This window comes from Pseudomonas umsongensis, from assembly GCF_002236105.1.
Taxonomy (GTDB): domain Bacteria; phylum Pseudomonadota; class Gammaproteobacteria; order Pseudomonadales; family Pseudomonadaceae; genus Aquipseudomonas; species Aquipseudomonas umsongensis.
This window is the reverse complement of the sequence record NZ_NIWU01000004.1, coordinates 290,846-316,616: the sequence shown is the minus strand read 5'-3', so window position 1 is coordinate 316,616 and position 25,771 is coordinate 290,846. Positions and strand designations below refer to the sequence as shown.

The 25,771-nt window shown below is 59.8% G+C and carries 23 protein-coding genes; 9 read left to right on the top strand and 14 right to left on the bottom strand.

Annotated elements, in window-relative coordinates; translation table 11 throughout:
- Nucleotides 1–51: 51 nt before the first annotated feature.
- Genes ubiB through ubiE form a run of 3 tightly spaced genes read right to left on the bottom strand, consistent with a single transcriptional unit; the run spans nucleotide 52 to nucleotide 3,046 of the window.
- Nucleotides 52–1,656, bottom strand: coding sequence for a ubiquinone biosynthesis regulatory protein kinase UbiB (gene ubiB, locus PSUM_RS21170; RefSeq protein ID WP_020801015.1), 1,605 nt, complete (start codon nucleotides 1,654–1,656; stop codon nucleotides 52–54).
- On the bottom strand, nucleotides 1,653–2,276 hold the full coding sequence (locus PSUM_RS21165) for a ubiquinone biosynthesis accessory factor UbiJ (RefSeq protein WP_020801016.1): 624 nt from the start codon (nucleotides 2,274–2,276) through the stop codon (nucleotides 1,653–1,655). The genes ubiB and PSUM_RS21165 overlap by 4 nt, the downstream gene beginning before the upstream one ends.
- On the bottom strand, nucleotides 2,276–3,046 hold the full coding sequence (gene ubiE, locus PSUM_RS21160) for a bifunctional demethylmenaquinone methyltransferase/2-methoxy-6-polyprenyl-1,4-benzoquinol methylase UbiE (RefSeq protein WP_033045331.1): 771 nt from the start codon (nucleotides 3,044–3,046) through the stop codon (nucleotides 2,276–2,278). The genes PSUM_RS21165 and ubiE overlap by 1 nt, the downstream gene beginning before the upstream one ends.
- 155 nt (nucleotides 3,047–3,201) lie before the next feature.
- Between ubiE and PSUM_RS21155 the strand changes: the two genes are divergently transcribed.
- The 3 genes from PSUM_RS21155 (at nucleotide 3,202) to PSUM_RS21145 (ending at nucleotide 5,013) form a co-directional block, all read left to right on the top strand.
- Nucleotides 3,202–3,477: a polyhydroxyalkanoic acid system family protein gene (locus PSUM_RS21155; protein ID WP_033045330.1), complete on the top strand. Its 276-nt coding sequence runs from the start codon at nucleotides 3,202–3,204 to the stop codon at nucleotides 3,475–3,477.
- A 245-nt stretch (nucleotides 3,478–3,722) separates the two neighbouring features.
- A complete protein-coding gene (locus PSUM_RS21150; protein WP_020801019.1) occupies nucleotides 3,723–4,145 on the top strand; it encodes a phasin family protein in 423 nt (140 codons plus the stop codon).
- Between the two features lie 10 nt (nucleotides 4,146–4,155).
- Nucleotides 4,156–5,013 carry a phasin family protein gene (locus PSUM_RS21145; RefSeq protein ID WP_020801020.1) on the top strand — a complete coding sequence of 286 codons (858 nt, stop codon included), beginning with the start codon at nucleotides 4,156–4,158 and terminating at the stop codon, nucleotides 5,011–5,013.
- A 141-nt stretch (nucleotides 5,014–5,154) separates the two neighbouring features.
- Here the strand turns inward: PSUM_RS21145 and PSUM_RS21140 are convergent, their stop codons facing one another.
- From PSUM_RS21140 to PSUM_RS21095, 10 genes are all read right to left on the bottom strand, one after another.
- Entirely contained in the window at nucleotides 5,155–5,772 is a 618-nt protein-coding gene (locus PSUM_RS21140) for a TetR/AcrR family transcriptional regulator (protein ID WP_020801021.1), read from the bottom strand.
- Nucleotides 5,773–5,829: 57 nt separating this feature from the next.
- Entirely contained in the window at nucleotides 5,830–7,512 is a 1,683-nt protein-coding gene (gene phaC, locus PSUM_RS21135; protein ID WP_083350021.1) for a class II poly(R)-hydroxyalkanoic acid synthase, read from the bottom strand.
- A gap of 128 nt (nucleotides 7,513–7,640) precedes the next feature.
- The gene (gene phaZ, locus PSUM_RS21130) at nucleotides 7,641–8,495 is read right to left on the bottom strand and encodes a poly(3-hydroxyalkanoate) depolymerase (RefSeq protein ID WP_020801023.1); all 855 of its coding nucleotides are present in this window, start codon (nucleotides 8,493–8,495) and stop codon (nucleotides 7,641–7,643) included.
- 158 nt (nucleotides 8,496–8,653) lie between these two features.
- Complete coding sequence (gene phaC, locus PSUM_RS21125) at nucleotides 8,654–10,333, bottom strand: class II poly(R)-hydroxyalkanoic acid synthase (RefSeq protein ID WP_020801024.1); 1,680 nt, start codon at nucleotides 10,331–10,333, stop codon at nucleotides 8,654–8,656.
- A 258-nt stretch (nucleotides 10,334–10,591) separates the two neighbouring features.
- Nucleotides 10,592–10,969: a gamma-butyrobetaine hydroxylase family protein gene (locus tag PSUM_RS21120; protein WP_008058116.1), complete on the bottom strand. Its 378-nt coding sequence runs from the start codon at nucleotides 10,967–10,969 to the stop codon at nucleotides 10,592–10,594.
- Between the two features lie 115 nt (nucleotides 10,970–11,084).
- Nucleotides 11,085–12,422 carry an ATP-dependent protease ATPase subunit HslU gene (gene hslU / locus PSUM_RS21115; protein WP_020801248.1) on the bottom strand — a complete coding sequence of 446 codons (1,338 nt, stop codon included), beginning with the start codon at nucleotides 12,420–12,422 and terminating at the stop codon, nucleotides 11,085–11,087.
- Between the two features lie 54 nt (nucleotides 12,423–12,476).
- Nucleotides 12,477–13,007 (bottom strand): ATP-dependent protease subunit HslV, encoded by a 531-nt coding sequence (gene hslV, locus PSUM_RS21110; RefSeq protein WP_020801247.1) that lies wholly within the window; start codon nucleotides 13,005–13,007, stop codon nucleotides 12,477–12,479.
- A gap of 232 nt (nucleotides 13,008–13,239) precedes the next feature.
- Nucleotides 13,240–13,950 (bottom strand): SPOR domain-containing protein, encoded by a 711-nt coding sequence (locus tag PSUM_RS21105; RefSeq protein WP_008058118.1) that lies wholly within the window; start codon nucleotides 13,948–13,950, stop codon nucleotides 13,240–13,242.
- Between the two features lies 1 nt (nucleotide 13,951).
- Nucleotides 13,952–15,688, bottom strand: a complete 1,737-nt coding sequence (gene argS, locus PSUM_RS21100) for an arginine--tRNA ligase (RefSeq protein WP_033044373.1) — start codon at nucleotides 15,686–15,688, stop codon at nucleotides 13,952–13,954.
- Nucleotides 15,689–15,924: 236 nt separating this feature from the next.
- Nucleotides 15,925–18,144: a primosomal protein N' gene (locus tag PSUM_RS21095; protein ID WP_020801245.1), complete on the bottom strand. Its 2,220-nt coding sequence runs from the start codon at nucleotides 18,142–18,144 to the stop codon at nucleotides 15,925–15,927.
- A 175-nt stretch (nucleotides 18,145–18,319) separates the two neighbouring features.
- Here PSUM_RS21095 and rpmE point away from each other — a divergent pair, with 175 nt between their 5' ends.
- Nucleotides 18,320–18,538, top strand: a complete 219-nt coding sequence (rpmE, locus tag PSUM_RS21090) for a 50S ribosomal protein L31 (RefSeq protein ID WP_008047849.1) — start codon at nucleotides 18,320–18,322, stop codon at nucleotides 18,536–18,538.
- A 286-nt stretch (nucleotides 18,539–18,824) separates the two neighbouring features.
- On the top strand, nucleotides 18,825–20,093 hold the full coding sequence (locus PSUM_RS21085) for a malic enzyme-like NAD(P)-binding protein (RefSeq protein WP_020796147.1): 1,269 nt from the start codon (nucleotides 18,825–18,827) through the stop codon (nucleotides 20,091–20,093).
- Nucleotides 20,094–20,334: 241 nt separating this feature from the next.
- Here the strand turns inward: PSUM_RS21085 and PSUM_RS21080 are convergent, their stop codons facing one another.
- Entirely contained in the window at nucleotides 20,335–22,776 is a 2,442-nt protein-coding gene (locus PSUM_RS21080) for a penicillin-binding protein 1A (RefSeq protein ID WP_033042561.1), read from the bottom strand.
- A gap of 214 nt (nucleotides 22,777–22,990) precedes the next feature.
- Between PSUM_RS21080 and PSUM_RS21075 the strand changes: the two genes are divergently transcribed.
- Genes PSUM_RS21075 through PSUM_RS21060 form a run of 4 tightly spaced genes read left to right on the top strand, consistent with a single transcriptional unit; the run spans nucleotide 22,991 to nucleotide 25,759 of the window.
- Nucleotides 22,991–24,052 (top strand): pilus assembly protein PilM, encoded by a 1,062-nt coding sequence (locus PSUM_RS21075; RefSeq protein ID WP_020796149.1) that lies wholly within the window; start codon nucleotides 22,991–22,993, stop codon nucleotides 24,050–24,052.
- Nucleotides 24,052–24,618: a PilN domain-containing protein gene (locus PSUM_RS21070; protein ID WP_020796150.1), complete on the top strand. Its 567-nt coding sequence runs from the start codon at nucleotides 24,052–24,054 to the stop codon at nucleotides 24,616–24,618. The genes PSUM_RS21075 and PSUM_RS21070 overlap by 1 nt, the downstream gene beginning before the upstream one ends.
- A complete protein-coding gene (locus PSUM_RS21065) occupies nucleotides 24,615–25,235 on the top strand; it encodes a type IV pilus inner membrane component PilO (RefSeq protein WP_033042556.1) in 621 nt (206 codons plus the stop codon). The genes PSUM_RS21070 and PSUM_RS21065 overlap by 4 nt, the downstream gene beginning before the upstream one ends.
- Nucleotides 25,235–25,759: a pilus assembly protein PilP gene (locus PSUM_RS21060; RefSeq protein ID WP_033042554.1), complete on the top strand. Its 525-nt coding sequence runs from the start codon at nucleotides 25,235–25,237 to the stop codon at nucleotides 25,757–25,759. The genes PSUM_RS21065 and PSUM_RS21060 overlap by 1 nt, the downstream gene beginning before the upstream one ends.
- The last annotated feature ends 12 nt before the right edge of the window (nucleotides 25,760–25,771 follow it).

Below are 25,771 nucleotides of genomic sequence, written 5' to 3'. Positions count from 1 at the left end.
CATTAGTCGGGCTCAACGTTGAAACAGTGTGCCAGTGCGCAGCACAACTGGCTATCGGCGAACGACCAGATACAAGCCGACCGCCATCATGATGCCCGCTGGCCAATAGGCCAGATCGTTCAATGGCCCGCCCGCGGCGAGGATCGCGCCACCGGCCAGATGGGCCGTACCGAGCAGGCGCAGGAACCAGTCGTCGCGGCGTCGATGCCAGGGTGGCGGCGGATCGTTGGCATGGGGCTGGGACAGGCGTTCGAGCAGGTCACGGGTCATATTGGCCAAGTGCGGGATCTGTTCGATCTGGGATTGCACGTTGCCAAACAAGGCTTTGGGACTGACGCGGTCACGCATCCAGCGCTCGAGGAAGGGTTGCGCGGTGTTCCACAGGTCGAGGTCCGGGTACAGCTGGCGGCCCAGGCCTTCGATGTTCAACAGGGTTTTTTGCAACAGGACAAGTTGCGGCTGCACTTCCATGTTGAAGCGACGAGCTGTCTGGAACAGGCGCATCAGCACTTGGCCGAAGGAAATATCTTTTAACGGTTTTTCGAAGATCGGTTCGCAGACCGTCCGGATCGCCGCTTCGAATTCGTTGAGTTTGGTTTCTGCCGGCACCCAGCCCGAATCGATGTGCAGCTGTGCCACTCGCCGGTAATCGCGCTTGAAGAACGCGAACAGGTTGCGCGCCAGGTAATCCTGGTCCTGGGGGGTAAGGCTGCCGACGATACCGCAGTCGATCGCGATGTATTGCGGGCTCCACGGCTGCACCGTGCTGACGAAGATGTTGCCGGGGTGCATGTCGGCATGGAAGAAGCTGTCGCGAAACACTTGGGTGAAGAAGATCTCCACGCCGCGTTCGGCGAGCATTTTCATGTCGGTGCGTTGGTCCGCCAGGGTCGCGAGGTCGGTCACCTGGATGCCGTAGATACGCTCCATCACCAGCACTTTCGGCCGGCACCAGTCCCAATAGACTTGTGGTACGTACAGCAGTGGCGAACCCTCGAAGTTGCGCTTGAGCTGGCTGGCGTTGGCCGCTTCGCGCAGCAGGTCGAGTTCGTCGTAGATGGTTTTTTCGTAGTCCTGGACCACGTCCACCGGGTGCAGCAGGCGCGCATCGGCCGAGAGTTTTTCGGCGGCGCGGGCGAGGATGAACAGCCACGCCAGGTCTTGCGCGATCACTGGTTTGAGGCCAGGCCGGATCACCTTGACCACGACTTCCTCGCCGGTTTTCAGCTGTGCAGCGTGCACTTGGGCCACCGATGCCGAGGCCAGTGGTTCGACGTCGAAGCGGCTGAACACTTCGCTGATTTTCTTGCCCAGCTGCTCTTCGATCAGATTGACCGACACTTGCGAGTCGAACGGCGGCACGCGGTCCTGCAGCATCATCAGCTCATCGGCGATGTCTTCGGGCAGCAGGTCGCGGCGGGTGGACAGGATCTGCCCGAACTTGATGAAAATCGGCCCCAGGTCCTGCAGCGCCAAGCGCAATCGTGCGCCACGACTCAGGTCCAGCGTCTTGCGCGGGAACCAGCGCCACGGCAAGGCGTAACGCAGCACCAGGAGAAACCAGGGCAGCGGCAGGGCGAACAGCAGGTCATCGAGGCGGTAGCGGATCACGACGCGCTGGATGCGCAACAAACGGCGGACGGCAAGCAGCTTCATGCGTTATCGCTTGGGTCGAGGGATCGGGAAAGGCGCTCGAAACGCGCCTCGAGACGTTCCAGATCGAGTTTGATCTGGTCCAGTTCACTGAATCGGGCTTCGGCTTCGCGCTGACCGACGAGGGTACGTGATTCTTCAGCCAGGTATTCGCCCAGGTTCTGGCCGAGGCTGGCGAATCCTTGCTGATACCAGCGGGCACGGCTGCGCAGATGACCGCCGACCAATTGCGTGGCGACAGGGCCAAGCCAGCGCGAGAGTTCGTACTCCCAATCCAGCTCGAGGTCCTGGAGGATCGCCGCCAGTTCCAGCAATACACCGCTGTCGCCGTCGAGCTCGACTTCGGGTGCATGCAGTACCGAAGTCTTGTCTTTGCTCATCGCCAGTTTCAGCAGGCTCGAGGCCGGTGCGCGCAGGGTGCAGTCGGCGCCGGTTTCCCATTGGGACGCGAGCATCAGGCCTTCATCGCTGGGCAGGATGAACACTTGCAGCGCCGGGCTGCGGCAGTCCACGGCAATCACTTTGCCGGCCAAATGCGCCAGCCGCGGCAGTGCCGTGCTGTCGAGACGCAGCACTCGGTTCAGGCCGAGCTCAACGCTGGCGAGCAGGCCGGCGAGCAGCATCAGGGCTTGATGCCACGGTGCAGGGCGACGATGCCTGCGGTCATGTTGTGATAGGTCACGCGGTCGAAGCCGGCCTCGACCATCATCGATTTCAGGGTTTCCTGGTTCGGGTGCATGCGGATCGATTCGGCCAGGTAGCGATAGCTTTCCGAGTCGTTGGTGATCAGCTTGCCCATCAGTGGCATGAAGGCGAAAGAGTAGGCGTCGTAGGCCTTGGACATCAGCGCGTTGGTCGGCTTGGAGAACTCCAGCACCAGCAGGCGACCGCCAGGCTTGAGCACGCGCAGCATCGAACGCAGGGCGTCTTCCTTGTGCGTGACGTTGCGCAGGCCGAAGGCGATGGTCACGCAGTCGAAATGGTTGTCCGGGAACGGCAGTTTTTCCGCATCGGCCTGGACGAATTCGACATTGCCGGCCACACCCAGGTCCAGCAGGCGGTCACGACCGACCTTGAGCATGGATTCGTTGATGTCGGCCAGCACCACCTGGCCAGTCGGGCCAACGAGGTGCGAGAACTTGCGGGTCAGGTCACCCGTGCCGCCGGCGATGTCCAGCACCCGGTTACCTGTGCGCACGCCCGACAGTTCGATTGCGAAACGCTTCCACAGACGGTGCATGCCGCCCGACAGGAGGTCGTTCATCAGGTCGTACTTGGCGGCTACGGAGTGAAAAACCTCAGCGACTTTTTCCGCTTTCTGGCTTTCCGGAACGTTTTTGAAGCCGAAGTGAGTGGTGGGTTCGGCATCGTTGCCTTTGCGCTGATCAGTCATATCGCTGTCACCAAAAGAGAATGCGCGACATTCTAATCCCCAAGGCATGCTTTGTCTTGGCAAGGCTGAAGGTAAGATGGGCAACCATCGGGACGTTTTGACGCAGCAGAGGTCAAGATGCCTCAGGATCGCCCCCATAAAGCAGGAGTCATTTGATGGCCCATATTAGTGTTGAACGTGCCCATGGCCTGGGTAAGGAAGCGGCCCGCGAGAAGGCCGACAAGCTGGCGCAGAAACTTTCCGATCAGTATGGCCTGGAACCGCAGTGGTCTGGCGACACCTTGAACCTCAAGCGCTCCGGTGTGAAAGGTGCGGTGCATGTCACTGAAGACTCGATCAAGGTCGATGTGGAGTTGGGCCTGATGATGTCGGCCATGAGCGGCATGATCAAAGCGGAAATCGAAAAGGCGCTCGATAAAGCGTTGGTCTGATTTCTGGTTGGAATGAGATCCCCTGTGGGAGCGAGCCTGCTCGCGAAAGCCATGTGTCATTCGATATGTATATTGACTGGCCTGACGCCTTCGCGAGCAGGCTCGCTCCCACAGTTTGATTTGCGGTGCGTCCAAGCATGTATGTCAGTTGTTAGGGTGCCGTTTCTAATTTTTCTCCCTACTTTGTGCCGGAGCCCGACACTTTCGCGGGCAATTCCTCAAACCTTCTGCGCGTGAGGTGGACCATGGCCAAAGTTATTTTGAAGAAAAAAATCGACGCATCGACGACCGCTCTGCATGACGTCAAATCGTATGCCCGCAGGATCTGGCTGGCAGGCCTGGGTGCCTACACCAAGGTCGGCCAAGAGGGTAGCGAGTACTTTCAAGAGCTGATCAAGGCTGGGCAAGCAGTTGAAACCAAAGGCAAAAAAGCAGTTGCCCAGAAGCTTGAAGCAGCCAATGCCGAGATCGACGAAGCCAAGAGTGAAGTGAGCACTTTCAAAGGCAAGGTCGAAGTTCAGCTCGACAAAGTCGAGAGAGCGTTCGACACGCGTGTCGCAAGTACCTTGAATCGCATCGGCATTCCGTCTAAACATGACGTTGAGACACTCTCTGCCAAGCTCGATGAGCTGACGGCACTGCTCGAACGCGTCGCGCGTAAATCTTAAGGAGAACGGGATGGCTGGTAAAAAGAACACCGAAAAAGAAAGCAGCTCGTGGATCGGAAAAGTCGAAGACTACTCCCGCAAAATCTGGCTGGCTGGTTTAGGCGTGTACTCGAAGATCGACACTGACGGCAGCAAACTCTTCGACTCGCTGGTAAAGGACGGCGAGAAAGCCGAGAAGCTGACCAAGAGCGCTGTTGGCAAGACTGTCGACGCCGCCAAGGACTCCGCATCGTCGGCCAAGTCGCGCATCAGCGGCGTAAAAGATCGTGCACTGGGCAAGTGGGATGAGCTGGAAGGGGCTTTCGACAAGCGCCTGAACAGCGCCATTTCGCGCCTGGGCGTGCCGAGCCGCAATGAAGTCAAGGCTCTGCACAGCAAGGTCGATACCCTGACCAAGCAAATCGAAAAACTTACCGGTGCCAAGGTTGCGCCTGTTGCGGCGAAAACCGCGGCAGCCAAACCAGCCGCTAAACCGGCTGCCAAAACCGCAGCCAAGCCATTGGCCAAAGCGGCGGCCAAACCGGCTGCAAAAACTGCTGCCGCCAAGCCAGCCGCCGCCAAGCCAGCTGCAAAATCAGCGGCCAAACCGGCAGCTGCTAAAACCGCCGCCAAGCCTGCAGCGAAAACCGCTGCCGCTAAACCGGCAGCCAAGCCAGCGGCAAAACCTGCTGCAGCGAAGAAACCAGCAGTGAAAAAACCGGCGGCTCCGAAAGCTGCCGCAGCCAAACCAGCAGAGGCTACCGCCAAACCGGCAACTCCGGTGACTTCGGCAGCTGTGGCAAGCACTTCGAACTCCGCTTCCGCGCCGACCCCTGCTGTAACCCAGACTGCCGCGTCAGCTCCATCGACGCCAACCAGTCAGTCCTGATAGTTCAGGGCTCAAAAAAACGCCCGGCCTGCCAAGGTCGGGCGTTTTTGTTTGAGGCTTGAATAGATCGCAGCCTGCGGCAGCTCCTACAGGTCAATGCGATCCAATGTAGGAGCTGCCGCAGGCTGCGATCTTTTGATCTTAATGCTCCTCCAGGTACTGCATCGCCATCTGCTCAGTCGCCGCCTTGATCGAGGGCAACAGATGCGGCGCCACCAGCATCATGATCTGGTAGACCACCAACCGAACTTCGCCTTCACGGCCCAGAATCCGCTGATAGTCCAGTGAGAACAGCAGCGTCAGGGTGATCTGCTCCACCAATTGCCCCAGCGCCTGGGTGTCGCTGACCAATTGCCCCAAGGCCTTCAGTCGAGCCAGCAGCGACGCCAGTGTGCGCTTGAGCGCATTGAGCAAGTTGCGAATACCCTTGGCCAGTTTCGGCAGGCGCCCGGCCAGATTCGACAGGTCCTGGAACAGGAAGCGATAGTGTGACAGGCGCTCGACGATCAGGTGCAGGAACAGCCAGTAATCCTCAGGAGCCAGTTCGACGTCGGCCGGAGGATCGAGCAACGGGGACAGTTCGGCCTGGAAACGTTCGAACAGGCCGAGAATCAGCGGCTCCTTGCCGTGGAAGTGGTAATACAGATTGCCCGGGCTGATGCCCATTTCGTTGGCGACTTCCATGGTGGAAACATTCGGTTCGCCCTTCTCATTGAACAACTGCAGGGCACATTCGAGTATCCGTTCGCGGGTTTTCATCCAGTCTTCTTATGATCGGGTCATGCCACGGCCGTTAAAGGCCGCGGTCGTTGAACATCAGCGCACGCGCACGTAAGTCCCGGGCGCCGCCTCCATCGGTGGATAATTCTGATTGCCGAGGGCCATGTGGGTTTCTTTTTGCGCGCCCGAGCGCTCCTGAATCCAGCCCAGCCATTGCGTCCACCAGCTACCGTCGACGGGCTTGGCGTCGTAGTACCAGGCCCTGGGGTCGCTGCTTAGTTTTGCACCTTCGAGGTAGTTGGCTTTCGGATTGTTCGGCGGGTTGAGAATGCTCTGCACATGACCGCTGTTGGCCAGGACAAAGCGACGCTCGCCACCGAGCAACAGGGTTGAGCGATACACCGCGTCCCACGGCGTGATGTGATCGTTGATGCCGGCCACGCTGAAACTGTCGACGGTGACCTTTTGCAAGTCGATCGGGGTGCCGCACACTTCCAGGCCACCCGGATGGCTCAGCGGGTTGTGCTTGAAGAAGTCCAGCAAGTCACCATGCAGGGCGGCCGGCAGGCGTGTGTTGTCATTGTTCCAGTAGAGAATGTCGAACGCCGGCGGCTCCTTGCCCATCAGGTAATTGTTGACGAAGTAGCTCCAGATCAAATCGTTGGGGCGCATCCAGGCGAAAACCTTGGCCATGTCGCGGCCTTCCAGCACACCTTTCTGGTAGGAGCGGCGCTTGGCCGCCTCCAGGGTCTGTTCGTCGGCGAAGAGTGTGGCCGGGCTGTCCAGTTGGCTGTCGAGCAGGCTCACCAGGTACGTCGCGCTGGAGATGCGGCGCAGCTGTCGCTTGGCTTGCAAGTGGCCCTGCAGGGCAGCAATGGTCAGCCCGCCAGCGCAGGCGCCCATCAGGTTGACCTCGCGCGCGCCGGTGATTGCCCGGCAGACATTCATGGCTTCTTCCACCGCTTCGACGTAGGTCGACAGGCCCCATTCGCGGTGACGTACATCCGGATTGCGCCAGCTGATGACGAAGGTTTGCAGGCCGTTCTTGAGCGCGAACTGGACGAAGCTGTTATGGGGGCTGAGGTCAAAAATGTAGTACTTGTTGATCTGTGGCGGCACCACCAGCAGCGGTTTGGAATACTGCTTTTCGCTCATCGGCTTGTATTGGATCAGCTCCAGCAGCTCGTTGCGAAACACCACGGCGCCGGTGGTGGTGGCGACGGTCTTGCCAACCTCGAATGCATGCCTGGTGACTTGCCGGGGCAAGCCATCGTTGTGCAAGAGGTCATCGACCAGATGGCCGATCCCGCGCACCAGGCTGTTGCCGCCGGAGTTGAAGATTTCCTTGATCGCCAGCGGATTGAGCAGGCTGTTGGACGGCGACACGGCATCGTTGAGCAGGGCGAACGCGAAGTGCGCACGGGCGCGGTCATCCGGGCTCATGTTGCTTTCGTCGATCCAGCTCTTGACCTGCTTCTGCCAGCTCAGGTACGCCTGCAGGCTGCGACGATAAAAGGGATTGAGACTCCACGCCGGATCGTCGAAGCGACGGTCTTGCGGGTTGGTGGGATGCAGGGTGTCGCCCAGCAACACGCGTCCCAGTTGACCACCCAGTTTCAAGGCGTGTCGCGCGGTGTGCACGGGGTGGCGCAGGCCATGGGCGGCGACACTGCGCAAAGTCGAAACCAGATCCCGGCCACGCAGGCCGGTAATCGCACTTTGTGCGTTGATGAACTTGGCGGGGGTGGGTAGTGACTCCCTCGCAGGTTTATCGCGCATGTCTCAACACTCCTTCGTCTTCAGGCTAAATACAAAACACCGAACCAGAACACCATAGACGCTGTAGCAGGTTGTTGCGCGGTGCGATGTCCTGCCACCTCCTCTTTGCCATACAAGAAATGAGCCGCTCAGCCACCCAGTGGCGCCGGATGCGGGTGCATCACCGCACGCTGGCGCTCCTCTTCAAGGAACTTCATGATGATCGGTGCCACCGCTTCGGCCCGGGTGATCAAGAACAGATGGCCGTCGTCGATGATGTGCAGTTGGGCATTGGGGATCCGCCAGGCCAGCAAGCGCATGTTGACCAACGGAATCAAGGGGTCGTCGTCGCCGGCCAGGACCAGGGTCGGCTGATTGATCTTGTGCAGCCAGTGGATGCTGGTCCAGCCGAAGCCGGCGAACAGTTGCCAGTAGTAACCGAGCTTGCCCGCCGAACGGACCTTTGCCGCATGGCTTGCAGCCAGCGTCGGGTCGCGACGGAACGAGCCGCCGTAGATCATCGGCGCAATGCGGATCACGTGGGATGGCTGGATGTACCGTCGTGGGCTGGCCATCATCCACAAGACTTTCGGCTTGCCCGGCACCATCACCGTACCCGCGGCTGTCGCTGCCAGGACCAGCTTCTTGCACCGCTCTGGATAGTCATAGGCGAACTGTTGCGCAAGGGCGCCACCCCATGACACGCCGATCACGTTGACTCGCCCGTAATCGAGGTAGTCGAGCATGCGTGCCGTGAGCTTTGCCAGGCCTGGGAAACGATATGGACGATTGGGCGTCGATGAACCGCCAACACCGGGTACGTCGAAGGCGATGACTTCGAGGTCCGGGTCCAGCGCTGCGACGAACGGAAACACCAGCTCCAGGTTGGCGCCGATGCCGTTGAAAATCAGCAAGGGCGTCAAGTGAGGCTTGCCGGGGCGCACCGCCGTGCGGAGGGTCTGGCCATCCAGGTCGACGGTGCGGAATATGAACGGTTGCGGCATGCTTCTAGCCCTGTTTATGAATTCATCCCCGAACCCCTGTAGGAGCGAGCCTGCTCGCGAAGGACGTTAACGATAACGCGTGCTGTCTGAGTTAACGCGTTGTCCTCACGTTTTTCGCGAGCAGGCTCGCTCCTACAGGTGAAGGCGGGGTGTGTCAGTTACCGTTCGTGCACGTACGTGCCTGGCGCCGCTTCACCTGCCGGATACGCCTTGCTGCCCAGTTTTGTCGGGGACTTTTTCAGCTCGCCCGAGCGTTGGGCCTGCCAGGCCTGCCAGTGCAGCCACCAGGAATCGGTATGCTTGGTGGCATTCGCTTGCCATTCATCGGCATTTTCCGCCACTTCGGTGCTGGTCATGTAGCGCGATTTCGGATTGCCCGGCGGGTTCAGGATGCTCTGGATATGCCCGCTGCTCGACAGCACGAATTCAACGTTGCCGCCAAACAGTTGCGCCGACTTGTAGCAGGACTTCCACGGGGTGATGTGGTCGTTGGTGCCGGCCAGGGAAAAGATGTCGGCCGTCACCTGCTTGAGGTCGATGGGGGTGCCGCACACTTCCAGTGCATTCGGGCGAATCAGTGGGTTATTTTTGAACAGTTCGATCAGGTCGCCGTGGAACGCCGCGGGCAACCGTGTGGTGTCGTTGTTCCAGAACAGGATGTCGAACACCGGCGGTTCGTTGCCTAGCAGGTAATTGTTGACCCAGTAGTTCCAGATCAGATCGTTGGGGCGCATCCAGGCGAAGACCTTCGCCATGTCGCGGCCTTCCAGTACGCCGGCCTGGTACGAGTGGCGCTTGGCGGCTTCAAGGGTCTGTTCATTGACGAACAGGGCAACATCGCTGTCGAGGGTGGTATCAAGCACGCTCACCAGCAAGGTCAGGGCGTTGACCTTGTTTTCGCCAATCGCCGCGTAATGGCCCAGCAGCGCGGTGCAAGTGATGCCGCCGGAGCAGGCCCCGAGCATGTTCACGTCTTTGCTGCCGGTGATCGCGGTAACGACGTCAACCGCTTCCTTGAGGGCTTCGATGTAGGTCGACAGGCCCCACTCTCGCTGTTCCTTGGTGGGATTTCGCCAGCTGACGATGAACGTTTGCACGTTGTTGCGCAGGCAGAACCGCGCCAGGCTCTTGTCCGGGCTCAGGTCGAAAACGTAGAACTTGTTGATCTGCGGCGGCACCACCAGCAGCGGGCGTTCGTATACCTGCTCGGTGGTCGGCTTGTACTGGATCAGTTCCAGCACATCGTTGCGAAACACCACCGCGCCTTCGGTCACGCCCAGGCTCTTGCCGACCTCGAATGCACCCATGTTGACCTGGCTCGGCATGCCGCCGTTGTGTACCAGATCCTTGGCCAGGTGCGAGAGGCCGTCGAGCAGGCTTTTGCCACCGGTTTCGAAAAAGCGTTTGACTGCCGCCGGGTTGGCCGCGGTGTTGGTCGGCGCCATGGCTTCGGTCATGAGGTTGATCACGAAGTGCCCACGCGCCACATCCTTGGGGGCGAGGTTACTTTCATCGATCCAGTCGTGGAGTTCCTTGCGCCACGCCAGGTAGGTTTGCAAATAACGTTTATAGAGCGGGTTCTGGCTCCAGGCCGGATCGGCGAAGCGACGGTCATCGCTGGTCGGTTGCAGCCCGGATTTACCCAGCAGTACGTTCTTGAGTTCAAGACCAAAGTGCGCGACATGTTTGACGCTGTGCACCGGTTGCTTGATGGCCTGCCTAAGCACCATTCGAGCAGAAGCCAGTAGATCCTTTCCACGCAGCCCAACGACAGGATTAAGCCCCAAGGTGTTTTCAGAGGCTTGATACTTCAACTCATCGTTACTCTTGTTACTCATCTACGACGCTCCATTGCCCTGAGACGAGCACCTTGGTCCTGCTGTGTAGTCACACAGCAATTGCCAGGTACTACTGCTCGGGTGACCTTTGATTCTGCATCACTGCTTTTTTAATTCAGAGAGCACTGCAGGGACCTTGCCAGTCCATTGGTTACCCGAGTTTAATTTTTTTCGCAAGCGGGCCAGGCGTCGACCCTGAAGCCGAGCATTCAAACAGATGGAATTAGAAAATGCCCTCTAAAGAGCAAGAGGCGCAGGCTAGAGCATCAGCTTGACGACAGATTCGTTCGGGTCGCGGGTTTTTCCTGCGGCTTTTAGCTCGGCAAGATAATCGTCCCAAAGCGCGTCATGACGTCGCCCCAGTTCGTAGAGGTATTCCCAGGTGAACAGGCCGCTGTCGTGGCCATCGTCAAAGGTCAGTTTCAGTGCGTACTGACCGGCGGGTTCTATCTTGCTCAGTCCTACGTTGATCTTGCCAAATTGCAGGATGGGTTTGCCGTGGCCCTGGACCTCGGCGGAAGGAGAGTGCACGCGCAGGAACTCGGCGGGCAGGGTGTATTCCTCGCCGGACGCGTATTTGAGCGTCAGGGTTTTCGAGGCTTTGTGCAGCTTGATGTCGGTGGGGAGTTGGGTCATGACCGGATGTCCGTTTGTATGTGTGGCCTGACCCTTGTAGGAGCCGGCTTGCTGGCGATGGCGATCTCAGGTACGCCATCGCCAGCAAGCCGGCTCCTACAAGGAATCACATGACCTACAGGATATAACGGGACAGGTCTTCGTTCTGCGCCAATTCGCCCAGGTGGCTGTTGACGTAGTCGGCGTCGATCTGGATTACCTTGTCATCATGGACGCTGGCCAGGTCGCCGGCACTGAAAGACACTTCTTCCAGCAGGCGTTCAAGCAAGGTGTGCAGGCGACGCGCACCGATGTTTTCGGTTTTTTCGTTGACCTGCCAGGCGATCTCGGCAATGCGCTTGATCCCGCTCGGCAGGAATTCGATACCCAGGCCTTCGGTTTTCAGTAGCGCGCAATATTGCTCGGTGAGCGAGGCGTGGGGCTCGCTGAGGATGCGTTCGAAATCTTCCGGGCTCAGGGCCTTGAGTTCGACACGGATCGGCAGTCGACCTTGCAGCTCCGGCACCAGGTCGCTTGGCTTGCTCAGGTGGAAGGCGCCGGAGGCGATGAACAGGATGTGGTCGGTCTTGACCATGCCCAGCTTGGTGTTGACGGTGCAGCCTTCGATCAGCGGCAGCAAGTCGCGCTGCACGCCTTCGCGGGATACATCGACACCGCCGGAGTTGCCGCGCTTGGCGACCTTGTCGATTTCGTCGATGAACACGATGCCGTGCTGTTCGACTGCTTCCAGGGCCTTGGCTTTCAACTCGTCATCGTTGACCAGGCGGCTGGCTTCTTCGTCGCGCACCATCTTCAGCGCTTCTTTGACCTTGAGCTTGCGGGCTTTCTTCTTGCCCTTGCCCATGTTGGCGAACAGGCTCTGCAGCTGGTTGGTCATTTCTTCCATGCCCGGTGGCGCGGAGATGTCGACGCCGGCCATTTCGGCGACTTCGATTTCGATCTCCTTGTCGTCCAGCTGGCCTTCGCGCAGGCGCTTGCGGAACAGTTGGCGGGTATTGGAGTCCTGGGTCGGGGCGTCGTCGCTGCTGAAGCCCATGCGTGCAGGAGGCAGCAGGGCGTCAAGGATGCGCTCTTCGGCAGCGTCTTCGGCGCGGTGGCGCACTTTGACGATTTCCTGTTCGCGCAGCAGCTTGATCGCGGCATCGGCCAGGTCACGAATGATCGATTCGACATCACGGCCGACGTAGCCGACTTCGGTGAACTTGGTGGCTTCGACCTTGATGAAAGGCGCGTTGGCCAGTTTCGCCAGGCGACGTGCGATCTCGGTCTTGCCGACACCGGTCGGGCCGATCATCAGGATATTCTTGGGTGTGACTTCAACTCGCAGTTCTTCAGGCAACTGCATGCGGCGCCAGCGATTGCGCAGGGCAATGGCGACGGCGCGCTTGGCATCGTCCTGGCCGATGATATGGCGATTGAGTTCGTGGACGATTTCACGGGGAGTCATGGACATAATATTTAATGGACCTCAAGCAAGAATGAGCCGTGGCGCGGGGCCAAATCAGGCTTACTCGGCGCAGTCCTGCTCCTCAATGGTCTGGGTGTGGTTGGTGAATACACAGATGTCGCCGGCAATGCCGAGAGCGGTCTCGACGATCTCCCGGGCCGACAGGTCGGTTTTCTTCAGCAGTGCGCTAGCGGCGGCCTGGGCGTAACCGCCGCCGGAACCCATGGCGATCAGGCCTTCTTCGGGTTCGACCACGTCGCCGTTACCGGTGATGATCAGGGAGGCGTCTTTGTTGGCAACCGCGAGCATGGCTTCGAGGCGGCTCAGGGAACGATCGGTACGCCATTCCTTTGCGAGCTCGACAGCGGCGCGTACCAGGTGACCCTGATGCTTTTCAAGTTGGCCTTCGAAGCGTTCGAAGAGGGTAAAGGCGTCAGCGGTGGCACCGGCAAAACCGGCAATGACCTGGCCGTGGTACAGGCGACGAACTTTTTTCGCGTTGCCTTTCATCACGGTATTGCCAAGGGAAACCTGGCCGTCGCCGCCCATGACGACTTTGCCGTGGCGGCGAACTGAAACGATGGTGGTCAAGGGAAGAGTCTCCACGCTGCGGGGCGAAAATGCCGTATGCCCATTCATATGGGGGTGGTGGAGTGGATTTCAACTGTGGGTGTTGGCAGGAGACGAGTGGTGTTGCGCAGCGGTGATCGTTCCCACGCTCCGCGTGGGAACGCCTCAAGGGACGCTCCGCGTCCAGTGACGCGGAGCGTCACGGGCTGCATTCCCACGCGGAGCATGGGAACGATCAGCGGCCTTGGTGGAATCAGCGATTCTGGCGTTGTTGTAACAACAAATTGCTGAAGCCGGCGCCGGCCAGTTGTTTCTGTGCCGTGGTCAGTTGCTCACGGTTACTGAACGGACCCACTAATACCCGATACCAGGTCTCGTCCTTCACCGTACCCGATTCAACCGCCACCGCCTGGCCAAGCAGGATGATTTGCGCCCGCACCTTGTCCGCGTCAGCCTCCTTGCGGAACGATCCGGCCTGCAGGAAGAACTTGGTCACCGGTGCGGCCTTGGCCACCGGTGGCGCTGGCGGCGGCGTAATGCCCGCCAGCGCTGCCTGGGCACGGGCGGTATCGATCTTCGCCGCTTCCGCCGGTGTAACCGGCGTTGTCGGAATGGCCGGTACCTGCGGCGTCGGCAGGGTTTTTTCCGGCACGGCATCCGGTGGCACGATCACTTCCGATTCCGGCAACAGGGTGTAGAAGTCGTATTTCGGCTTCACCGGTTGCGTCGGACTCGGCGGGGTCTTGTTGGCCTCGGCGATCTTGGTGGCTTTCTGTTGCTGCTCGACTTTCTCGCGCTTGACCGTGTCGCTGCCCTTGCCAGGCTCCAGCTTCATCAGGAATACGATGAAAGCACCGACCGTCAGGCCGATGGCCATCCACAGCCATCCCGGGATCGGTTGCTTCGCTGGAGCTTGGTAACGGCTGGCGCCACGCTTGGGTGCAGGTTTTTTCTTGGCAGCCAACTTACATACGCTCCAGAGTTTCCAGGCCCAAGAGTTCCAGGCCTTGTTTGAGAGTGCGTCCGGTCAGCGCGGCGAGGCGCAGACGGCTCTGCATTTGTTCCGGGGTATCGGCGGCGAGGATCGGGCAGTTCTCGTAGAAGCTGGAGAACAGGCCGGCGACGTCATACAGGTAGGTGCAGAGGATGTGCGGGGTGCCTTTCTCGGAAACGTTGTTCAGCACCTCGCCAAACTGCGCGAGTTTTGCCGCCAGTTCAAGTTCGTGCGGGGCTTCGAGAACGATCTGGCCTTCGACTTCGCTGAAGTCCTTGCCGAGTTTGCGGAACACGCCAGCCACGCGGGTGTAGGCGTACAGCAGGTACGGGGCGGTGTTGCCCTCGAAGTTCAGCATCAGGTCGAAGTTGAAGCTGTAGTCGCTGGTGCGGTGCTTGGACAGGTCGGCATATTTCACCGCACCGATACCCACCACCTTGGCGATGTTGCGCAGCTCGGCTTCGGCCAGCTCCGGGTTCTTGTCCTTCACCAGTGTGTAGGCGCGCTCCTGGGCTTCTGTCAGCAGGTCGATCAGCTTCACGGTGCCGCCGTCACGGGTCTTGAACGGGCGACCGTCAGCGCCGTTCATGGTACCGAAGCCCATATGTTCCATTTCCATCGGGTGCGTCACGAAGCCCGCTTTACGGGCGACTGCGAACACTTGCTGGAAGTGCAGGGCTTGACGCTGGTCGACGAAGTACAGGGCGCGATCGGCCTTGAGCGTGCCGCTGCGGTAGCGCACGGCGGCCAGGTCGGTGGTGGCGTACAGGTAGCCTCCGTCGGCCTTGACGATGATCACGGGCAGCGGGTCGCCGTCGGCGTTCTTGAACTCGTCGAGGAACACGCACTGGGCGCCGTTGCTCTCGACCAGCATGCCGGCGGCCTTCAGGTCGTTGACCACATTGATCAGGTCGTCGTTGTAGGCGCTTTCGCCCATCACGTCGGCCATGGTCAGCTTGACGTTCAGCAGCTCGTAGATTTTCTGGCAGTGGGACAGCGAGATGTCCTTGAACTTGGTCCACAGTGCCAGGCAATCAGGATCGCCAGCCTGCAGCTTGACCACCAGGCCACGGGCGCGGTCGGCGAACTCTTCGGATTCGTCAAAGCGCCCTTTGGCGGCGCGATAGAAGTTTTCCAAGTCCGACAGTTCGTCGCTGGTGATCGGGTTTTCCTGCAGGTAAGCCATCAGCATGCCGAACTGGGTGCCCCAGTCGCCGACATGGTTCTGCCGGATCACTTCGTCACCGAGGAATTCCAATACGCGGGCTACGCCGTCGCCAATGATGGTCGAGCGCAAGTGGCCGACGTGCATCTCTTTGGCCAGGTTCGGTGCCGACAGGTCGACCACGGTGCGCTGTACCGGGCCAGCCTTGCGTACGCCGATGTGTTCATCGGCCAGGGCGGCGTCCAGGCGAGTGGCCAGGGCCTGGGTGTTCTGGAAGAAGTTCAGGAAGCCAGGGCCGGCGATTTCGGCCTTCGAGACGTTCTCGTCAGCCGGCAGGGCCGCGATGATTTTTTCCGCCAGGTCGCGCGGTTTCATGCCCGCAGGCTTGGCCAGCATCATGGCGATGTTACTGGCGAAGTCGCCGTTTTTCTTGTCGCGAGAGTTTTCAACCTGGATCGCCGGCGACAGGCCTTCAGGCAACACACCTTCGTTGACGAGTTGGGTGATGGCTTGTTGGATCAGCTGGCGAATGGTGTCTTTCATGGTCTTCTCTTTCGACCGCAGGCGCGGCGGCGCATCAATGCGCTGGTGGAAAAACTGGGCATTATCCGTTGCCGAGGCGACCTTGCCAACCATAGCTGGCAGGTTATGGATATGCGGTGACAAATCGGGCCCCTTCGCGAGCAGGCTCGCTCCCACAGTAGATCAAGGGTGTGCATAAACTCTGCATTCACCTTAACCCCTGTGGGAGCGAGCCTGCTCGCGAAGGCGACTTGCGATCAATACAAATCGACGGGATCGACATCCAGCGACCAGCGCACCGCCCGCCCGCTTGGCATCTGCTCCAGCACCAACAGCCAGCTGGCAAGCAACCGGTGCAGCGGTGCCCGGGCCGTAGCCTGTAACAACAACTGGGCACGATAACGCCCGGCGCGTCGCTCCATCGGTGCAGGTACCGGCCCGAGCAGTTCGATTGCGCTCAGATTCTGTTCGGCGAGCAAGCGCTCGGCCTCGCTGCAGGCCTCATCGAGGAACCCTTCGGCCTGTCCGGGCTTGTGGGCCTCGGCGCGCAGCAATGCCAAATGCGCAAACGGCGGCAAGCCGGCTGCGCGACGTTCACTCAAGGCCTGCTCGGCAAAGGCGAAGTAACCCTGTTCGGTCAACTGCACCAGCAGCGGGTGGTCGGCCAGGTGTGTCTGGATGATCACCTTGCCCGGCTCTTCCGCCCGGCCTGCTCGACCGGCGACCTGGACAATCAGTTGCGCCATGCGCTCACTGGCGCGGAAGTCGCCGGAGAACAGCCCGCCATCCGCATCCAGGATCGACACCAGGGTGACCCGTGGGAAGTGGTGGCCCTTGGCAAGCATCTGCGTGCCGACCAGGATGCACGGCTGCCCTTTGTGGATGGTGGCGAACAACTGGTTCATCGCGTCCTTGCGCGACGTGCTGTCGCGGTCGACCCGCAAGACCGGATAGTCCGGGAACAGGATTCCCAGGCGTTCCTCGGCCCGTTCGGTGCCGGCCCCCACGGGGCGCAGGTCGACCTTGTTGCACTTGGGGCACTGGCGCGGTACGCGTTCGACGTAGCCGCAATGATGGCAACGCAGTTCGCCGTAGCGCTGGTGCACCGTCATGCGCGCATCGCAGCGTTGGCACTCGGACATCCAGCCGCAGTCATGACACAGCAGGGTTGGGGCAAAGCCGCGGCGGTTGAGGAACACCAGCACCTGCTGGCCGGCAGCGAGGGTCTGGCCGATGGCTTGTTGCATGGGCCCGGAAATGCCGCTGTCCAGTGGACGGCTTTTCACGTCCAGGCGTAGGAAGCGCGGTTGTTTGGCGCCGCCGGCACGCTCGTTCAGCCGCAGCAGGCCATACCGGCCGGTGTAGGCGTTGTGCAGGCTTTCCAGTGAGGGCGTGGCAGAGCCCAGGACAATCGGAATGTTTTCCTGGCGTGCCCTGACCAGCGCCAGGTCGCGGGCGTGATAGCGCAAGCCTTCCTGCTGTTTATAGGAACCATCGTGTTCTTCGTCGATGATGATCAGCCCCGGGTTTTTCATCGGCGTGAACAGCGCCGAGCGGGTGCCGATAATGATGTCGGCTTCACCATCGCGGGCGGCGAGCCAGGCCTCGAGACGTTCGCGATCATTGACCGCCGAGTGAATCAGCGCGATACGCGCGTTGAAACGTTGCTCGAAGCGCGCCAGGGTCTGCGGGCCGAGGTTGATTTCCGGGATCAGTACCAGTGCTTGCTTGCCGGCCTCCAGGGTTTCGCGAATCAGCTGCAGATAGACTTCGGTCTTGCCGCTGCCGGTGACACCGGCCAACAGAAACGCATGATAACTGTCGAACCCTGAGCGAATCGCTTCATAGGCGGCGCGTTGCTCCGGGTTGAGCGGCAGCTCCGGTTGGGCCAGCCAGTGATCATGCCGGGCTCCGGGGGCGTGCCTGCGAATGTCGACCTGGACCAGTTCCTTGGCCAGCAACAGGTCGAGGCTGTCCTTGCTCAGCATCAGCTTGCTCAATAGCTGATGGGCAACGCCGTGGGGGTGCTGGGCCAGCGTTGCCAGGGCTTCGCGCTGGCGCGGGGCGCGGGCGATGCGCGGGTCATCGAGGCTGGCGCCCGGCGCAGCGGACCAGAAGCGCTCCTGGCGCGCCTCAGCCAGTTCGCCCTGGCGCAGCAATACCGGCAGTGCCCAGCTCAAGGTGTCGCCGAGGCTATGCTGGTAATACTGCGAGGTCCACAGGCAAAGCTTGAACAGCGCGGGCGGCAAGGGCGAAGTTGCGTCAAGCAGTGCGAGGGCGGGTTTGAGTTTTTCCGCCGGCACTTCGCTGGTGTCGGCGACCTCCACCAGAATCCCGATCATCTCCCGCCGGCCGAACGGCACCCGCAAGCGCATACCGGGGTGCAACTGCGCACGCAGAACGCCAGCCGGCGCCCGGTAGTCAAACAGGCGGCGCAGGGGCGAAGGCAGGGCGAGGCGCAAAATGGCGTCGGGCACGCGGGGGGATCTCGATAGACGGTACAAAGGATGACTCAGGGCCGGGAGCCTAGCAGACGACCGGTTTGAGGGACAGCTTGCGTGATTGGCATTGTCTGGTAGAATCCGCGGCCTAATTACGTGCGGTATTCAACAATAGTGTTGGGTGGCGGCACGCTAGCCCGAGGAAGACACCATGAAAGCTGATATCCATCCAGAATACCCAGCAGTTGCTGTTACCTGCAGCTGCGGCAACAAGTTCGAAACTCGTTCGACCTTCGGCAAAGCCCTGGCGATCGACGTTTGCAACGAATGCCACCCGTTCTACACCGGTAAGCAGAAGACTCTGGACACTGGCGGCCGCGTTCAGCGCTTCGCAGACCGTTTCGGTGCTTTCGGTGCGAAAAAGGCCTAAGGCCGATCATCATGGGAAAACGCTGCAGTTTTCCCATGCTGATGAAAAAGGCGTCCCTCGGGACGCCTTTTTTGTGTCTGTGATTTGGCTGCAATGGCCATTTTCAAATAATTGTAGACATTTTTTACTTGGATTGTGAACAGTCTATCCCTTGTGTTCCGCGGCTCTTGGCCCAAAGTCGTAGGGCCGGGCGCTTGACAGGGGTGACCGGTCAGTCTTGTGGGGATTTTGCCAGGCGCGTATCCTCGCTGACCAGTCTGTCCAACAGTAAAAGCGGAATGCCAAAATGTCTGATCTGAAAACTGCCGCTCTCGAATATCACGCCAATCCTCGTCCAGGGAAGCTGAGTGTCGAGCTCACCAAGGCCACTGCTACCGCCCGCGACCTGTCGCTGGCGTACAGCCCCGGCGTAGCTGAACCAGTACGCGAGATCGCCCGCGATCCTGAGCTGGCCTACAAATACACCGGCAAAGGCAACCTGGTTGCAGTCATTTCCGATGGCACCGCGATTCTGGGCCTGGGTAACCTCGGCCCATTGGCCTCCAAACCAGTGATGGAAGGTAAAGGCGTGCTGTTCAAGCGCTTCGCCGGCATCGACGTTTTCGACATCGAAGTCGATTCTGAAAGCCCGCAGGCCTTCATCGACACCGTCAAGCGGATCTCCATCACTTTCGGTGGCATCAACCTGGAAGACATCAAGGCGCCTGAGTGCTTTGAAATTGAACGCGCCCTGATCGAGCAGTGTGACATCCCGGTATTCCACGACGACCAGCACGGTACCGCGATCGTGACCGCAGCCGGCATGATCAACGCCCTGGAAATCGCTGGCAAAACCCTGCCGCAAGCCAAGATCGTGTGCCTGGGTGCCGGTGCTGCCGCCATCTCCTGCATGAAATTGCTGGTGAGCATGGGTGCCAACATCGAAAACATCTACATGGTTGACCGTACCGGTGTGATCCACTCCGGCCGTGACGACCTGAACCAGTACAAGGCCGTCTTCGCTCACGCGACTGACAAACGCACCCTGGCAGACGCCCTGCAAGGTGCAGACGTGTTCGTCGGCCTGTCCGGCCCGAACCTGCTGAGCGCTGAAGGCCTGCTGTCCATGGCGCCTAACCCGATCGTGTTCGCGTGCTCCAACCCTGATCCGGAAATCTCCCCGGAGCTGGCACACGCTACCCGTAGCGACGTGATCATGGCCACCGGCCGTTCGGACTACCCGAACCAGGTCAACAACGTGCTGGGCTTCCCGTTCATCTTCCGTGGTGCCCTTGACGTTCGCGCCAAGCGCATCAACGAAGAAATGAAAGTGGCTGCGGCCAACGCCTTGCGTGAACTGGCCAAGCTGCCAGTGCCTCAGGAAGTGTGCGATGCCTACGGTGGCATCAAGCTGGAATTCGGTCGTGAGTACATCATTCCGAAACCAATGGATGCTCGCTTGATCACCCTGATCTCTGACGCTGTGGCCAAGGCTGCGATCGAGACCGGCGTGGCGACCCTGCCGTATCCGAAGAACTACCCGCTCAAAAGCGTGGATGACGTGTTCAACGGCTAAGCCGTTGTAGCGCTTCAACCGAAAGCCCCGGCTCGTTTTGAGCCGGGGCTTTTTTACATCCGTGAGTTTTGCGTCGATTGTGCAGGCCTTTTCGCGGGCAAGCCCGCTCCCGCAGGGTTTATGCGATTCCTGTGGGAGCGGGCTTGCCCGCGAAGGCGGCAGTTAAATAAATGCAAATCTGGCAGGCAATAAAAAGCCCTGCACTTCTCACGAGGGCAGGGCTCTTTGATGTGGCTTGCGATCAGAACAAATCGATCGGCGCGCCCTCATCCGCCGGTAGCGGGCTGCCTGGAGCGTTGCCGTTGCCCAGCTCATTGCCCGTCGGCGGCGTATCTTCGACCTTGAACAGCTCGAAGTAGGCCCCAGGCGTGCCTGGAGTGGCTGCACGGCCGCTGATTGGATCTACCCGCAGGCTCAGGATGCCTTCCGGCTCTGGCTGGGTGTGAGGCGGCAGGTCTTTGAGCGCGGCACCCATGAAGTTCATCCAGATGGGTAGGGCGACGGTGCCACCAAACTCCTTGCGACCCAGGCTTTCGGGCTGGTCGAAGCCTGTCCAGACGGTGGTGACGTAATCGGCGTTGTAGCCGGAGAACCAGGCGTCCTTGGACTCGTTGGTGGTGCCGGTCTTGCCGGCAATGTCGCTGCGGCCCAGGGCCAGCGCGCGACGACCGGTACCGAGCTTGATCACGTCCTCCAGCATGCTGTTGAGGATGTAGGTGGTTCGTCCATCGACAATGCGTTCAGCCACGGCAGGTGTTTGTGGTGCTGGTTGCTCGCCCGGTGCCTGGCCAGGTGTTGCATTGACCGTAAAGGCTTCGGCGGCGGGTGCGGCGATACCGTCGGTCGCGACAGCGCCTTTTGGCACGCTGGGTGGGTTCGCAACGAACAGTGTATCGCCATTGCGGCTTTCGATCTTTTCGATGATGTACGGGGTGATCTTGTAGCCACCGTTGGCAAAGGTACTCCAGCCCGTGGCAATTTCCATTGGTGTCAGGGTTGCGGTACCCAGGGCCAGGGAAAGGTTGGGTGGCAGATCCTGCTTGTTAAAGCCAAAGCGGGAGATGTAGTCGATGGTCTTGCCAACGCCCATCGCTTGCAACAGGCGAATCGAAACCAGGTTACGTGACTTGTAGAGCGCTTCACGCAGGCGGATCGGGCCGAGGAAGGTATTGGTGTCGTTTTTCGGGCGCCAGACTTTGTCCAGGTATTCGTCGACAAACACGATCGGTGCGTCGTTCACCAGGCTGGACGCGGTGTAGCCGTTATCCAGTGCGGCACTGTAGACGAAAGGCTTGAAGCTCGAACCCGGCTGGCGCTTGGCTTGAAGGGCGCGGTTGTAGTTACTTTGCTCAAAGGCGAAACCGCCGACCAGCGCGCGGATGGCGCCGTTTTGCGGATCAAGGGAGACCAATGCGCCCTGAGCCTGCGGGATCTGGCTGAATTTCAGCGAATTGTCCGCCTGGCGTTGCACGCGAATCAGATCGCCGACCTGGGCCACATCCGAAGGCTGCTTGGGGTTTGGACCCATGCTGTTGGTGTTCAGGAATGGGCGAGCCCATTTCATTGTGTCCCAGCTAACGTGTTCGCTGCCGGTGCGGGTCAGCACCTGCAGGCCGCTCTTGTCGACCTGGGTGACGATGGCTGGTTCAAGGCTGCTGATGGTGCGTTGCTTGGTCAGTTCGGTCGCCCACGCCTCGCGCGTCTTGCCCGGCAGACGAGACTCGGGGCCCCGATAGCCGTGACGCTGGTCATAGGTCATCAAGCCTTCGTGGAGGGCGGTGTTGGCCATTTCCTGAAGGTTGCTCGGCACCGTGGTGGTGACGCGGAAACCTTCGGTGTACGCATCGCTGCCATAGCGGCCAACCATTTCGGCGCGGGCCATCTCGGCGATGTAGGGCGCGTTCACTTCTGGAGTCGGTACGTGATAGCTGGCGTTCAGCGGCTCGTTGACGGCAGTGGTGTAGTCGGCTTCGCTGATTTTGCCCAGCTTGTACATGCGCCCCAGGATCCAGTCGCGACGCTCCTTGCTACGGGCCGGGTTGGCCAGCGGGTTGAATCGCGAAGGCGCTTTGGGCAAGCCGGCGATCATCGCCATCTGCGCCAGGCTGATGTCGCGAATCGACTTGCCGTAATACACCTGCGCCGCTGCCTCGATGCCGTAGGCGCGGTTGCCCAGATAGATCTTGTTGACGTACAGCTCAAGGATTTCATCCTTGGTCAGCTGCCGTTCGATCTGCAGGGCCAAGAGGATTTCGGTGGTTTTACGCGAGAAGCTGCGTTCGCTGGTCAGGAAGAAGTTTTTTGCCACCTGCATGGTGATGGTGCTGCCGCCGGACTGGATATGGCCACTTTTGACCAGTTGAGTGGCAGCGCGCATCAGGCTGCTGGGATCGACGCCGTAGTGATTGGCGAAGTTATCGTCTTCAGCACTTAGTAACGCATTAATGAAGTTGGGGGGAATGTCGGCGAAACGGATCGGTGTACGGCGCATTTCGCCAAATTCTGCGATCAACTTGTTGTCGCTGCTGTAGACCCGCAGGGGAATCTGCAACTGGATGCTTCTCAGTGCCTCAACGGAGGGCAATCCAGGACTAAGGTAAAGAAACGCCCCACTCAGACCCAGAAGCAGTCCGCAGAATACGGCGACGATGGACCAACCGAAAAATTTCAGCAGACGAATCAAGGCTTTTGGACATCCAGGGCAAAAAATGAATTTGGCATCAGGGTTCAGGCTAAAGGAGAACGACCCGCGCTTGAGAAAAACCGGAAAAAAACGCTGGGCATTATAAGCATTTTTCCGTCCAAGGCGTTATTTGCGCTAGCTGTCAAGACGGGTGGATTGAACGCAACACCCGTTATGGAGTCCGTAACTCACGGAAAGTCATAGGGAATTGGTAGTGCTAAGACTCTTCAATAAAAAAGCCAGGTCGCTCCTGGGAATCGATATCAGCTCCACTTCGGTGAAGTTGCTGGAACTGAGCCGCCAGGGCAATGGCTATCGGGTCGAAGCCTACGCAGTCGAGCCGTTGCCCGCCAAGGCGGTCATCGAGAAAAATATCGCCGAGCTCGATGGGGTGGGCCAGGCGCTGGCGCGCGTGCTGGTCAAGGCCAGGACCGACCTCAAGTACGTAGCGGTGGCCGTGGCCGGTTCTGCAGTGATCACCAAGACCATTGAAATGGATGCCGGCCTTACCGATGACGAGATGGAAGACCAGTTGAAGATCGAGGCCGACCAGTACATCCCTTATCCGCTGGACGATGTCGCCATCGATTTCGAAGTCCAGGGCGCTTCCACGCGCAATCCTGAGCGGGTCAACGTGTTACTTGCCGCCTGTCGCAAGGAAAATGTCGAGGTCCGTGAGGCCGCACTGGCCCTGGCGGGCTTGACTGCGCGCGTGGTCGACGTGGAGGCCTATGCCCTGGAGCGTTCGTTCGGTTTGCTCAAGATCCAGCAGGGAGGCGCTCAAGGGCGCTTGGTGGCAGTAGTCGATGTCGGAGCAACCATGACCACCCTGAGCGTGCTGCTTGAGGGGCGGATTATCTATACCCGAGAGCAATTGTTCGGCGGCCGTCAGCTCACCGAGGCAATTCAGCGCCGATATGGCCTGACCGTTGAGCAGGCCGGCTTGGCGAAGAGACAAGGCGGCTTGCCGGATGATTATGTCGGCGAAGTGCTGCAGCCGTTTCGCGAAGCGCTGGTACAGCAAGTATCGCGCTCATTGCAGTTCTTCTTCGCTTCGGGCCAGTACAGCGCGGTCGACCAGATTCTGCTGGCCGGCGGTACTGCGTCAATCCCCGGTCTGGAGCGGTTGATCGAGCAGCAATTGGGAACGCCAACGCTGGTGGCCAACCCGTTTTGCGACATGACGTTGGGCAGCAAGGTCAATGCCGTGGCCCTGGCCAGCGATGCGCCGGCGCTGATGATTGCCTGCGGGTTGGCCCTCAGGAGTTTCGACTGATGGCGCGGATCAATCTATTACCCTGGCGCGAAGAGCGACGGGAAGAGCGGCGCAAGCGCTTCCTCGTGGTGCTGGCAGCTGTAGTGCTGGGTTCGGCAGGCGCCTTGCTCGTGCTCAACCAGGTCATCGGCGGAGCTATCGAGCGGCAGATTGCACGTAACGACTACATCGGCAGACAGATCGCCATGGTCGACGAGCGGATCAAGCAGATCAGCGATCTCAAGGCTCGTCGCCAACAATTGGTCGAGCGCATGAGCATCATCCAGGACTTGCAAGGTAATCGCCCGATCAGCGGGCGAATATTTGATCAACTGGCGCGGACCTTGCCCGATGGGGTGTATTTCACCGAAGTCAAAATGACGGGCAAGACCTTGTCCATCACTGGGGCGGCGCAATCGAACAACCGTGTTTCAGACCTGATGCGAAACCTGGAGGCGTCCGACTGGTTCGATGCGCCCAGCCTGACTGAAGTCAAGGCGACGACCTCGGGCCAACTGGACCAGGCCAATGTTTTTCAGTTGACCGTTCGTCAAACCCGGACCGCGGCCGTGGAGGATGGCGAATGAGTCCGTCCGAATGGCTCGACGGGTTGCGCAGGATCGATATCAACGATCTGGATACTCACAACATGGGGGCCTGGCCACCCGCGATTAAAGTCCTGATGGGCATTGTGGTCGCGGTCCTGGTGCTGTCGATCGGCTACAACTTTTCCACGAGCGAGCTTGAAAACCAGCTTGAGCTCAAGCGAGAGGAGGAGTCGACCCTCAAGGAGCAATTTGCCAGCAAATCCCAAATGGCGGCGAATCTGGAACTTTACTCCCAGCAGATGAAGGAGATGGAGAATGCCTTCGGTGTTCTGCTACGGCAACTCCCCAGCGACACTGAAGTCCCAGGCCTGCTGGAAGATATCACTCGAACAGGGCTGGGCAGCGGCCTGGAGTTCGAAGAGATCAAGCTGTTGCCGGAGGTCACCCAGCCGTTCTACATCGAACTGCCGATCAAGATCACGGTCACCGGTGCCTATCACGACCTGGCCACTTTTGTCAGTGGCGTGGCCGGGTTGCCGCGTATCGTCACCCTGCATGATTTCGACCTCGCGCCGGTCAATCCAGACGACGGACCGAAATTGCGCATGAGCATCCTGGCCAGGACTTACCGCTACAACGACAAGGGACTGAATTGATGAGCCCGCTACGTGGTTGTTCGATAGTGGTTTTGGTCGCCTTATTGGCTGGCTGTGACGGCGGCGATGATTTCAGCGACCTGGACGCCTACATGAACGAAATGCGCCTTCGGGCGCCGGGCAAAATTGAACCAACGCCGACATTTCGGTCTTACCCGACGTTCACCTACAACGCCGCCAACTTGCGTAGCCCGTTTTCACGGCAGGTCAAGGTCGATCTGGCACACCAACAAGGTGCGCGCAACGTCAAGCCTGACCCCAGCCGGGTCAAGCAGTACCTCGAGGGTTTCAATATCGAGCAGTTTGAAATGGTCGGCACGATTTCCAATGCGGCAGGCTCCTTTGCACTGCTGCGCGGCGCTGGTGGGGTGCATCGGCTGAAAGTCGGTGATTACCTGGGGCGTAACGACGGCCGGATTGTCGCCATCAGTGGCTCGCAAGTCGAAGTGGTAGAAATCGTTCCTGACGGCGAAGGTGCCTGGCTGGAGCGGCCGCGGATCCTTCCTTTGAAAGAGCACTCATAGTGGAACTCGTAC